The 11892-nt window shown below is 46.8% G+C and carries 15 protein-coding genes; all 15 read right to left on the minus strand.

Annotation, left to right across the window (positions count from 1 at the left end; translation table 11 throughout):
* Nucleotide 1: 1 nt before the first annotated feature.
* The 15 genes from ADU37_RS09540 to ADU37_RS09610 all read right to left on the minus strand — a co-directional run bounded on the left by ADU37_RS09540 (nt 2) and on the right by ADU37_RS09610 (nt 11891).
* Nucleotides 2-619, minus strand: coding sequence for an ABC transporter permease (locus tag ADU37_RS09540; protein WP_058947361.1), 618 nt, complete (start codon nt 617-619; stop codon nt 2-4).
* Nucleotides 606-1235, minus strand: a complete 630-nt coding sequence (locus ADU37_RS09545) for an ABC transporter permease (RefSeq protein WP_058947362.1) — start codon at nt 1233-1235, stop codon at nt 606-608. The genes ADU37_RS09540 and ADU37_RS09545 overlap by 14 nt, the downstream gene beginning before the upstream one ends.
* A 9-nt stretch (nt 1236-1244) precedes the next feature.
* Nucleotides 1245-2339 (minus strand): ABC transporter ATP-binding protein, encoded by a 1095-nt coding sequence (locus tag ADU37_RS09550; RefSeq protein ID WP_144433256.1) that lies wholly within the window; start codon nt 2337-2339, stop codon nt 1245-1247.
* A 25-nt stretch (nt 2340-2364) separates the two neighbouring features.
* Complete coding sequence (locus ADU37_RS09555) at nt 2365-3267, minus strand: glycine betaine ABC transporter substrate-binding protein (protein ID WP_058947363.1); 903 nt, start codon at nt 3265-3267, stop codon at nt 2365-2367.
* A gap of 79 nt (nt 3268-3346) precedes the next feature.
* Complete coding sequence (locus ADU37_RS09560; RefSeq protein ID WP_058947364.1) at nt 3347-4156, minus strand: ZIP family metal transporter; 810 nt, start codon at nt 4154-4156, stop codon at nt 3347-3349.
* A gap of 58 nt (nt 4157-4214) precedes the next feature.
* Nucleotides 4215-5549 carry a type III ribulose-bisphosphate carboxylase gene (gene rbcL / locus ADU37_RS09565; protein ID WP_058947365.1) on the minus strand — a complete coding sequence of 445 codons (1335 nt, stop codon included), beginning with the start codon at nt 5547-5549 and terminating at the stop codon, nt 4215-4217.
* 136 nt (nt 5550-5685) lie between these two features.
* Nucleotides 5686-6204 carry a ferritin family protein gene (locus ADU37_RS09570; protein WP_058947366.1) on the minus strand — a complete coding sequence of 173 codons (519 nt, stop codon included), beginning with the start codon at nt 6202-6204 and terminating at the stop codon, nt 5686-5688.
* Nucleotides 6205-6521: 317 nt separating this feature from the next.
* Complete coding sequence (gene sorA, locus ADU37_RS09575; RefSeq protein ID WP_058947367.1) at nt 6522-6896, minus strand: superoxide reductase SorA; 375 nt, start codon at nt 6894-6896, stop codon at nt 6522-6524.
* A gap of 10 nt (nt 6897-6906) precedes the next feature.
* On the minus strand, nt 6907-7068 hold the full coding sequence (gene rd, locus ADU37_RS09580; RefSeq protein ID WP_058947368.1) for a rubredoxin: 162 nt from the start codon (nt 7066-7068) through the stop codon (nt 6907-6909).
* Between the two features lie 78 nt (nt 7069-7146).
* The gene (locus tag ADU37_RS09585) at nt 7147-7662 is read right to left on the minus strand and encodes a rubrerythrin family protein (protein WP_058947369.1); all 516 of its coding nucleotides are present in this window, start codon (nt 7660-7662) and stop codon (nt 7147-7149) included.
* An 87-nt stretch (nt 7663-7749) separates the two neighbouring features.
* Nucleotides 7750-8838 (minus strand): NAD(P)/FAD-dependent oxidoreductase, encoded by a 1089-nt coding sequence (locus ADU37_RS09590; RefSeq protein ID WP_058947370.1) that lies wholly within the window; start codon nt 8836-8838, stop codon nt 7750-7752.
* A gap of 10 nt (nt 8839-8848) precedes the next feature.
* Nucleotides 8849-9388: a ferritin family protein gene (locus ADU37_RS09595; RefSeq protein WP_058947371.1), complete on the minus strand. Its 540-nt coding sequence runs from the start codon at nt 9386-9388 to the stop codon at nt 8849-8851.
* Between the two features lie 116 nt (nt 9389-9504).
* Nucleotides 9505-10134: a DUF1122 family protein gene (locus tag ADU37_RS09600; protein WP_058947372.1), complete on the minus strand. Its 630-nt coding sequence runs from the start codon at nt 10132-10134 to the stop codon at nt 9505-9507.
* Nucleotides 10135-10169: 35 nt separating this feature from the next.
* Nucleotides 10170-11396 (minus strand): FprA family A-type flavoprotein, encoded by a 1227-nt coding sequence (locus tag ADU37_RS09605; protein ID WP_058947373.1) that lies wholly within the window; start codon nt 11394-11396, stop codon nt 10170-10172.
* Nucleotides 11397-11444: 48 nt separating this feature from the next.
* Nucleotides 11445-11891, minus strand: a complete 447-nt coding sequence (locus tag ADU37_RS09610) for a peroxiredoxin (RefSeq protein WP_058947374.1) — start codon at nt 11889-11891, stop codon at nt 11445-11447.
* Between the last annotated feature and the right edge of the window lies 1 nt (nt 11892).

Raw genomic sequence — 11892 nt, forward strand, 5'->3', positions numbered from 1 at the left:
ATCACCCACCTCCTATTCCCTTTGGAGTAACCCTCTTTTCGAGGTAGGAAAAGCTGATATCAATAAACACCGCCATCATTATGGCCGGGATCGAGCCGGCAAGGATTTTGTCCGTGTTGAAGCTGGCCAAGCCCTCAAAGACCAGACTCCCCAGCCCCCCTGAGCCGATTATAGCCGTCAATATCGCTATCGAGTTGGCCAGAACAGCGGCGAACTTTATCCCCGCGAACATCGCTGGATAAGCATGTGGAAAGCGGACGTACCTTATGATCTCCCACTCAGTGAGCCCAATTCCCCGGGCAGCGTCTATCATCGCTTCATCCACTTCACTAAGCCCCACGTAGGTGTTCTTGACTATGGGGAGAAGTGCCCGGAGGAATATTGCGAAAACCGCGGGAGTGAAGCCTATCCCGAGGAGGGGAACCACTATGGCAACAACGGCAAAGCTCGGTATAGCCTGGACAAGGTTGGCGAAGCCGGTTATAAATGAGGCTAACCTTTTGCTCTTGAGTGAGAGTATAGCTAAGGGTATCCCAACCGCTATGCTCAGGAAGAGGGAAGCATAAGTCAAAACGAGGTGCTCCCCAAAGGCCCCAAGAACCCTTTCAACGCCTACCATAGCGATCCCTCAGATAGCGTTCTATCAATGCAGCAACCCCATCCAGTATTAATGCAAGAATCCCAACCCACAAACCGGTGACTATGATTATGTTCCTATCATAGAGATGTATGCCCGTCTGTATCGGCGCCCCAAGGCCGCCGGCCGCTATAAGGCCACCGAGTGTAACGACGCCCATGGTAAAAACAACCGCTATCCTTATTCCTGCGGCTATGAGCGGTAAAGCCAGGGGAAAGCGGACCTTAAGGAGTATCTCCATCTCACTCAGCCCTATCGCTTCGGCCACCTCGATGTAGCTCCTCTCAACGCTCGTCAGCCCGGTATAGGTGTTCCTCGCTATGGGGAGGATGGAATAGAGAACGGAAGCCGCTATGGTGGGCTTCTCCCCGAGGCCGAGGAGGGGAAGGAGAAGGACGAGGAGTGCGAGCGTTGGCACCGTCTCAAGGATGTTCAGGACGTTGAACGCTATTGGAGCCAGCTTCGGCCGCCTGTAGAGCACAAAACCTAAAGAGATGCCAATAACGAGGGCCAGACCCAGCGCTATTCCGAACATGCGGAGGTGCTCAAGCGTTCTTTGGGTGAGGTTCTGGCTCTCCCATACCCATCTAATGTCCATTGGAGACCCTCACAAGAGCTTTAAAAGAACTTCATTAGCAAGTAAAATGCCAATGGGCTTTTCCCTCTCAACTACAACTCCAAGAAAGGCATTCCTGCGTTTCATCTCAGCCAGGGCGGAAGCGAGTGAATCACCGGGAGAAAATACAAGGGGCTCCATGAGAGCTTCCTCTAAATCCTGCGACTTTAATAGAGATTTTAAATCCGTAACCCCTTTAAGTGCCCCTTTTTCCACCATAACTGCAAATTCAAGGTTTCTATCTTTCATCCACTGGAGCAACTCGTCCTTTCTCTGCACTTCCACCGTGTATTTCCCGGCATCCACCATGAGGTCTTTCACCTTCAGGGTGTCGAGATGCTTGAACTTCTTGTCCGCATTAACTAACTTAGCGACGAACTCATCCGCTGGATTGAGGACGAGCTCATCAGGATAGCCGATCTGGATGAGCTTTCCGTCTCTCATTATCGCTATTCTATCCCCGAGCTTGAAGGCCTCCTCTATGTCGTGGGTTACGAAAACAATGGTCCTCCCGAGAACTTCTTTTATTCTCAAGAACTCTTCCTGAAGTTGTTTCCTCAAGATTGGATCTAAAGCGCCGAAGGGCTCATCCATCAACAGAAGAGGGGGGTTTAGAGCGAGGGCCCTCGCGAGGCCAACCCTCTGCTGTTGACCACCGCTTAGCTGGTGAGGATAACGAGTGGCGAAGTCTTCAGGAAGGGCCACAAGGTTCAAGAGCTCTTTAACCCTCTTATCAATCTCTTCCTCACTCCGGCCCTCCAGTTTCAAAAGAAGCCCTATGTTATCTCTCACGGTCATGTGGGGAAAGAGTCCTATCTGCTGGATAACGTAACCAATGCTCCTCCTGAGTTTTACAACATCAAACTCCCCAATGTTTCGCCCATTGATAAAAATCTCCCCCTCATCTGGCTCCACAAGGCGGTTTATAGTTCGCAGAAGAGTGGTTTTGCCGGAGCCGCTTGGCCCTATGAGTATTAAAAGCTCACCGCCTATGATCTCGAGATTGACATGATCGACAGCCGTGAAATCTCCGTATCTTTTTGTAACATCTCTGAGCTCGACGGTTTCTATTCTTTCGAAGAGCATTTCAATCACCATAAAGAAAAAGGAATCAGCCCTTAAGGAGGCCTTTCTCAATTAAAAACTCCCCCGCTATTTCCCTCGCATCCTTCTTTTCTACGTCGTACTGGTAGTTTAGAGCGCGCATGGTGTCGGTGTCAATGAGCCCCCCGAGCTTCTTGAGGACCTCCACTACTTCCGGATATTTGTCGGCGAACTCCTTCTTTATTAAAATCACGGCATCGTAAGGGGGTAGAGCTCCTTTATCGTCCTCGAGGATTTTGAGGCCGAATAAGTCAACCCTCGCATCGGTCGTGTACGCTGAAATCGCATCAACCTGTCCGTTCTTTATTGCCTCGTACATAAGCGTTGGCTCCATCTGCTTTACTTCCCCAAAGGTGAAGCCGTAGACCTCCTTAATCCTCGGCAGGCCGTCCGGTCTCGTTGCGAACTCCGGGTCGGTTCCTAATGTCATCTCAGGTGCGTATGGAGCAAGATCACTGAGTTTTTCTAAGTTGTTCTTCTCTGCAAATTCTTTCTTAACGGCTATCGCGTAGTCATCCCTAAAGCCGAGCTTTACGAGGGTTAGAATACCATCGCGCTTTAACATCTCCTCCTTGCTCCTCTCATAGACGTAGTCGGGGTCCCACTTTTCAGGAGGCTCAAGCTTTAGGATGTTGTTGTAGGCTGTTCCGGTATATTCTACATAGACGTGAATCTGGCCCCGTTTTAACGCCTCGTAGTTGACGAGGGTTCCGCCGAGACCCTCCTTAACCTCTGCCTTGAAGCCGTTCTCCTGAAGGAGAAGAGCTATCATGTGGGCTAAGATGTACTGCTCGTTAAAGGGCTTGGAACCTATCACTATAGTGGGAACCTCCTCCTTCTGGCCGATGCAACCGCTTAAAAAAGCGACTACAATCAAACCAGCTAAAGCCAATGCACCAATTCTGTTCATCCTTACACACCGATATTTAATTGTTCGGTCTCTCTAATAAAGTTTTCGAAAAATTAAAAACAAAAGTACAGAATTCGAACTAACCGAGCATTGAGTCAAGGAAAAGCATTACATAAAAGCCCAAAAAGAAGCCTGCAGTTACCAAAAGTTCATTCTCTTCGTGTTTGTAAATCTCCGGAATCATCTCCTTCACGGTAACGTAGAGCATAGCTCCACCGGCAAGTCCGAGACCATAGGGGAGCAAACCATGGAATATGGTGAAGAAAAACGCCCCCACAAGAACCATGACCCATTCCGCAACTCCACTTAGAGCACCCATCAGAATGGGCTGAAACCTTTTCTTTTGAAGGGTCGCAAGGGGCAATGAAACAACTGTCCCCTCGGGGAAGTCCTGTATACCAATGGCTATTGCCGTCACAACTCCTGTCTTTAGGTCAAACACAATGGAAGTCCCAACGGCCAGGCCTTCGGGAAGGTTGTGTATTATGACCGCCAATACTATCAGCCAAACGACCCTCAGCTTATCCTTAAGTTCTTCTGGTCCCTCGTAGCCCTTGACAAGGTGCTCATGAGGTACAAAGCGGTCGATAGCGTATATGAGGAGTATGCCGAGCAAAATCCCCACTCCAGCCGGTGTAAAGCCATCAGCAGCTTCAATCCCCGGGAGTATTAAACTCGTAAAGCTCGCAACGATCATTACTCCAGCGGCGAATGATAAGCTAAAGTCCATTCCCCAGTCAGGCATCCTATGGGATATTATCGCAAGTAGAGAGCCAAGAGTTGTCATTAAAGCCACAAAAAGACCCGCATAAAAAGCAACCATCATCAAGCTACCATTTGAAACCGCAAGAAGGTAAGTGCTCAGTGACGTTATGAAGTTCTCTAACATAATTAGGTCACCCTAACTAAAAGTTAAGCGAAGAAAATATATAAAGTTTGTGGAAAAATCAAACCGGGGTCACGTGACCCCACTTTTCTAATGCCCTTGCGAGCTCCTTGTGTGTCTTCGCGTACTCCTCCAAAGCAATTCCCTGCATTATGGCATCTATAGCCTGCCTGACTGCCCTCGCTCCAGCGGCGGGTCCGTCAGGGTGACCGAGGGTTCCCCCGCCGAGCTGGAGGACAACGTCGGTTCCTAAAGCCTCTATGACCGCTGGCAAGTTGCCCGGATGTAATCCACCGGAGCTGGTCGGGAATGCTGCTCTTATGCCGTAGAACTTCTGCTCAAGGTGGAAGACGTCGTTTTCATCGGGCTTGTAATGGGTTTCCCTTAAGATTCTGGCGTTTTGAATAACGTCCCACTTGCCACCTTCGAGCTTTCCAGCACCAGCAGTTCCAACGTGGAGCTGGTCGATGCCTATTAACCTGTAGAGCTTAGCAAGGACGAACATTGAGATGCCGTGATATGGGTTCCTCGTGAAGGTAGCGTGCATCGCCCTGTGGCCGTGTATAGCGAGACCATAATCTTCAGCCAAATCCCTTATGTATTCCAGAGCACCCCAGCCGGTTATGACAACATCGACCATCGCGTGCTTGAGACCAAGGTCTGCAAGGAGCTCAAGTCTGGTTTCCATTTCCCTTATGTCCGCAGTAATGTTGGCGAACCACGTCTTCTTTTCCCCGGTTTCGTTCTCGACTTTTTCAATTATTCTCGCCATTATCTCTGCTCTCTCCTCGAAGCGGTTGTACCACGGGCTTGTAAGATTTTCATCGTCCTTCATGTAGTCGGCACCGTTTGAAAGGAGCTCATAGGCAAGCTTCTCAAACTCCTCCGGTGAATAGCCGACCTTTGGCTTTGGAACCACACCGTAGAGGGGCCTATCTTTGATTTCAAGCATCTTTCTTACTCCCTCTATACCAAAGGCAGGTCCGTTGAACTCTCTGATTATTTTCTCGGGCAGGTAGAGATCCTCAAGACGGAGCCCTTTCACTCTTTTCATTCCAAAGACGTTTCCAGCAATGCTCGCAAGAAGTCCCGGTAAATTGGCTTCTTCAAAAGTGTGGAACGGATAGGCGATCTTAACTATCCAGCTGCCATCCCCCATGTCGTGGAAGTCGTAAGCTTTTGCAGATAGATCCGCCCACCTTTCCTCCTCATACCATGGATAGAGGGTAGTCCAGGTTCCGGTTGAGCTCTCCGCGGCAACTCCTCCGGCCGCTTGCTCAATAGTGTATCCTTCAGCTGGAGTTATCCTAAAAACGGCTATGATATCCCTCTTCTTGCTGGGTTCATAGCCTTTGTCCACATAGTAGTCATATATCTTGTCAAACTTTTCAGGCATTTTTCGCACCTCCTTGTTCGTTAGGTTTTCCTAACTATTAAGCCTTTCGCTTGGTGGTATAGAAATAGAAAAGCGAAGGCTATTAAGCTTTTCCTGACAGTGTAGAGGAAACCAAAAGGAAACTTAATGAAGGGCTTCACGGCCCAACATGCATCATCTGGCTGTACATTTCCCAGTCTAATAGGAGCTCGTATTCTGTTCTCAGGATAAAGTAGTGTGTATTTTCCATTGAAGCCAGATACCTGAGAAGGCCTTTCTTTGCATTGTCCTCCGTCATCTCTTCAAGCTTAGAATAGAATTCTTTGGCAATCCTCTCAGCTTCCATAGCCCATCTAATCAACTCAAGAATATCCTGAACGTTTTTGATTTTCTCTGCAACGGGCTTTAACTCTGGCCCCACATGTTCCTTGGGGAACACTATTTCCTCTCCAGGGAACCACTGGGCGTAAAGCTTCCTTAAAAATTCCTCGTGCTTTTCCTCCTCTCCGGCAAGAAACTCCAGCTTTTTCCTTAAAGTCTCTATATCAACGTTTGCGGCCATGCTTTTGTAAAACTCCCTTGCCCCTATTTCCGCCTTTATGGCCATTCCCAAGAGCTCCTTCAGAGAGAACTCATTCACCTTTTCAAGGGGAATCCCCATGTCAATCTCCACCATTTTTTCCACCCCATTTCAAAAACAAGACATTAATTAATAGGGCTTTTTCATACTAAAATCTTTCCATCAAATTGAGGTTCTGGTGACAAACCCCCTAACTCGAATATAAAAGTCTCATGTAGAGGGGTTCTAACGTAGCCCGAGATGGCATTGACGAGGAGCACAATAGCCACCGAAGAAGCCCGCTTAAACTTCGTGAAACAGAACTTCTTGATGGTAGATTTCATGTGGGGTGAGGCTTCAAAAATCCCACGCCGTAAGTAATTGCATACCAACAGAAAAAGTAGAAAAGTCATCAAAGAAAACTACGGAGAGAATCACTCAAGCTGAACCTCGTTCTCCCAGAGGCCGTGGATGTTGCAGTAGCTCAAAGCATAGAGCTTGCCCTTCTTCTTGGTCTTGAGTACAAAGTAGGCTATGGGCTCCGTGTATACGTCGCTCGCGTTTGGACCGTTTACAGACTCCCCATGGGCTGTAAACTCAGCCCTTCCAACATGGTAAACAAAGTTCTCGCCCTCCGGCAGGAAGTAAAGCTCTATGTATCTGATGTGGTGCTCGGTGGTGTTTGGATGGGGGATTTCTTTACCAACTTGCACCTTAACTTTAACAAGCTCCCCCTCCCTTTCGTACTCTATAACGGGGACGTGCTTTTCTCCTTTCCAGTCTCCACTTCTTATGGTTTCGCTTATCATTTCCACCACCTCAATCTATCTTCTCAAACATGTCTTTTGGAGCTCCACAGAGCGGGCATACCCAGTCATCCGGGAGCTCTTCAAACTTTGTCCCCGGGGCAATTCCACTGTCCGGGTCTCCGGCTTCCTCATCGTATATGTATCCACAAACTATGCACTTCCACTTCGCCATGTTTCCACCACCCTAATATTATTAGATTGACCTTATAAAGTTTGCGCTCCGAACTAAATGGAGCAAAAAACGAAAGAGCTACTCAAACACCACGAACTTATCCCTTGGGGCACCGCAAACTGGACAGTACTCCGGAGCCTCATCAACTGCCGTGTATCCGCAAACTGGGCAGATGTAGACCCTCTTTATCTCTATGTCCTTTTTCTGCTCTGCGAACTCTTTTGCCTTCTTGTAAAGCTCGGCATGGATTTTTTCGGCCTCTAAAGCGTAGTGAGTGCTCCTAACAGCTTCCTTTTCTCCCTGGAACTCTGCAACTTTATTGAAAACAGGGTACATTTCTTCAACCTCATACGTCTCTCCATCAATAGCAACTTGAAGGTTGCTTGGGGTATCTTTAACGTTGCCCAGGGCTTCGTAGTGATTTCTTGCATGAACAAGTTCAGCAAAGGCTATAGCTCTGAAAAGCTTCGCTATGTTTGGAAATCCTTCCTTCTCGGCAACATCTGCAAAAATCATGTACCTCATATGGGCCATGCTTTCTCCGGCGTATGCTTCCTCAAGAAACTTTTTGGTCATTTTTCTTTCAACGACCATACCTATCACCCCAGAGCGGCATTATTAATTTCGATAGAGAAATATAAAAGGTTTTCTCTTCGAAATTTAAAAGATGGGGAAAGGGCATCACAGTTCCTCTACGCCAACTCCGGCTTTTATCTTTTTCTCCAGCATAATTGCCTTTCTTATGTCCTCCATAACGACCGCTCCAACTATCTTGCCTCCTTCAAGGAAAACTTTTGTCTTCTCATCCAGCCACTTACCCTCTCCCCTTGTTTTTCCAATCAGGGCTATTGGGAGATCACCGAATTTAAAAACTGTGGAACGGAATTCAAAGTCATACCTGTCTTCTCTACCTTTTAAAATGTTGGCAAGAACTCTCGCGTGCCCCATGGCGGCTTTTGCGGTGCCGCAGACTATTCCATTGTACTCGGCACAGTCCCCAATCGCATACACATCCTTTGCCGAAGTTCTAAAGCGGTCATCAATCAATATCCCTCTTCCAGCGTGAATACCGCTTTTAACGGCTATTTCCTTGTTGGGAACGATTCCAAAGGCGCATATCTTAACTTTTCCATTTACGTAACCCTTATCCGTAAGAACTCCCCCTTCATCAGCTTTGAATGCATCTGCATTGAGATAAAACTCTACACCATTGCATTCGAGCTTTTCCATTATTATTTTCGTGAGCTCTTCATCAAGGCCAAGAAGATTATTCCTTCTGTGAACCAGCTTAACTTTGTAGCCTGCCTTTGCCAGATTCCCGGCAAGCTCAAGGCCGATGAATCCCCCACCAAGTATCAGGACGTCTTCATATCTTTCTATTTGCTCCTTAATCCTCTCGGCATCCTGGAGTGTTCTAAGGGTGTGTACAAACTCCTTGCCCTCAAGAGTCGGTTCTCTTGGCCTGGCACCGGTGGCTATAACTAAGACATCGTAGGATATCTCGCCTTCACTTGTTATCAGCCTTTTTCGAGCCCTGTCTATTAACTCCGCCCTTACTCCCAGATTCAGGTCTATTCCTTTCTTTTCGTACCATTCAAGGGAATACGGGAAGAGCTTTTCCTTCTCAATGAACCCTGCTATGTAATGGCTTAACATGGGTTTACTGTAATGGGGAACCTTCTCCTGCTCAACTATGCTTATCTCTTCTCCAGAAAGCTGATTGGCCAGCTCTACTCCTCCGGGTCCATTTCCAACTATGACAATCTTCATATGCCTCCCTTCAGAGAACTCTTGGCTTGTAGTAGATTTCCACCTGATTGAATATCACATGGGCGGGAATATTGGCATAATCCGGCTTTCCTCTCATCAGACCCTCAAGGTATTCCTTGTGGACTTCAATTGCTTTGTAATGGGCTCTCTCTTGTGTTGCCAAGAAGTCAAAAAGGGCCTTATGCTCAGGAAGCCTTTTGGCCAGAAGTTTGTAAACTCTCTCTGCTACCTTTTCGTTCATCAGTGCCGTTTTCATGGCCTCAACCATTGTCCCCAATGTTACGGCATTGATAGTGCTCTCAAGGAAGGGAATTCCTTCTGGAACTGTGTAGTTTTCATCTCCGAAGAGTTTCCTGTACAGGTTCAGAAGAAGTGTTTTATGGGCTTCTTCCGCCTTTGCAAGGTCTTTAAAGAAGTTCTCTATAAGCTCGCCCTTTCCCTCAGCAAGTTTGAGATAAAAGGCTTTGGCATCTTCTTCAGAGGCTATTGCATAGCCCAAAATTTCCTTTTCAGAAAGGACTTCCAGTCTTTTAACAATGTCTTCTTCCATAGATGCACCCCCTACGTTAAAGACTTTCTCGCGGGTATATTTAATGTTTACCATTCCACTTCTTCTGAAGAATCAATAGGGGTTTGTCCCGGCTTATGATACTGTTCAGGGAATCTTCATATGAGTTCGTTTAGCGAATTTAAGAGCATCTGTCTCCTTTTTAGTGCCCCCAAAAGATATTCGTCCCTTGCTTCATCCCTATCAAAAAACTCTTCGAGTTCCTTCTTTATGTTCAAAAGATGAGCCCGTCTTTGCTCCTCGTTTAAAGGCTTTTCTGCCTGAAGTTTTTCTCCCCCTTCTTTAAAGCCCTCCGGAAAGTACCAGTCCTTGAACCACGTAAAGCCTAGGTTAAAAAGCTTAAAGCCGAGCCTTGTCGTTGGAGCCGGAGCCCCGAAATAGAGAGCCCTTTTGGTTTCAAGGTCCTCAACATAACTGACAAAGACATGCTCTCCGGGTTTTAAATGACTCGCAAAAAGCTCCAGCAGGGTTTCTTCTACGGGTGAATCAAAGTACAGTAGCCCAACTTCTGGAGTCGGATTTATGGAAGATATTTCAACCCAAGAGCTGTAGTACTTCCTACCAAAATAAACCCTTGCGTAAAGGAGGTGGTCTCTTAAAGAACCTCTTTCAACGAAAATCTCAAGAAGAGTCTCGTTTGGGAATCTTCCGGGGTATTTTTCCGCATATATCTCAAATCCTTCAACTTTAATTCCACTTAGCAGTTTTTCAACGGCGTTTTCAATCATGAGGGCACCTCTAAAAATAATATTAAAGATGAGGCTCACCTTCTGAGCCTTTTAACGAGTTCTCTGACCCCTTCTCTGATTCTCACTTCATCTTCTGGCGTAGTTCTGCCCTTAACCTCTATTGTATCCACGTGGTCAAACTTTGACCTCTTGATTAGTGCCTCTATCTCTCTTCCCGCTACTCCCGCCCATCCGAATGTTCCTATTATAAGAACAGGCTTTTCATAGTTAGCCTTATCGAGCATCTCATAGAGGAGATACCTTATTCTCGGGTGTATGCCCGCTTCGTATGTTGAACTTCCAATGATAACGGCTTCACTGTCTGGAACTTCTCCAAGAATGTCGCTCACCGCTGGAGCCTCTTTGTCGGCATATCCGTAAACTACCGGAGTAAAGCCGAGCCTTTCTAGCTCGTTAACTGCCACTCTAACGCTCTCCTCAACGAAGCCGTACATCGAATCGTAAACCACCAAAACTTTGCCTTTCTTTGGAACTCCAGCGCCGACATTTGCATAGTGTTCAAAGATCTTCTGTGGGTTCTTACGCCATATCAATCCATGCCCCGGAAGAATCATTCTAACGTCATCAACTATGCCGAGCTCTTTTATCTTCTCAATGTTCTCCACGATGTACTTGTGGTAGTGGCCGATAACGGTAACTATGTACTTGGTAACGTAGGGGAGGTACTTCTCAACGATCTCTTCGTCGCTGTCATCTATGGCTTCGGGGATAGAATAACCTCCTCCAGCATCGCAAGAGAAGATTATCCTGTCCTCAACTACGTAAGTTATCATGGTATCGGGCCAGTGAAGCCATGGAACCGTTATGAACTTTAAAGTCCTGCTGCCAATCTTAAGCTCTTCTCCGTCTTCAATTGCATGAACGTTCTCTTTGATACCATAAAACGTCTCCAAAAGCCTCTTTGCGAATGCGGTGCCTATAATTTTTGCCTTGTATCCGTTGGCCTCAAGAACTTTTGGTATTGCTCCGCTATGATCAGGCTCCGTATGATGAACAACTATGTGGGTTATCTCTTTAGGGTCAACTATACCCGAGAGTGCTTCAAGAAACTCATCAGCGTAGTCTCTTTTCCAGGCATCAAAAAGAATAACAGCGCTGTCCGTCTTCATAAGGTAAGCGTTGTATGTTATTCCTTCCGGAATGTCCCATGTTGCCTCGAAGTATTTTATTTTGTCGTCGTCAATCCTCAAAAGGTAGAGCTCTGGCGTATCAAGAAGTTTCTCTATCCAAACCTTTGGCATTTTTTCACCACCCCAATTCAGTTTAAAAATAGAAATATAAAAAGTTTTTCACCCTTCCAGAAACTCGAATATCTCATCTAAATCCGGCACCTCCCTTATTGGGTAAACTTTGTAGAAAACTATCTTTCCCTCCTCATCCACCAAAACGTTTGCCCTTTCTGAAATCCCGTCCTTTTCTCTAAAAAGCCCGTATAGCCTTGCAACCTTACCGTGGGGCCAAAAGTCGCTCAGAATTCTAAGCTTCTTAAGCCCTATATGCTCAGCCCAGGCCTTTTTACTCGGCACGGGGTCAACGCTTATACCTACCGGAAAAACGTTTAGGTTTTCAAATTTTTCGTAATTTTCCTCCAGAGCTTTCATCTGTTTTTCGCAGATACCTGTCCATGCCAGCGGGTGGAAGGACAGGAGAACTTTCTTCCCTCTAAAATCCGAAAGCTTAAATTCCTCTCCGTTTTGGTCTTTCAACACAAAATCCGGTGCTTTTTCTCCAAGCATT

Source organism: Thermococcus sp. 2319x1, assembly GCF_001484685.1.
Lineage (GTDB): Archaea > Methanobacteriota_B > Thermococci > Thermococcales > Thermococcaceae > Thermococcus_A.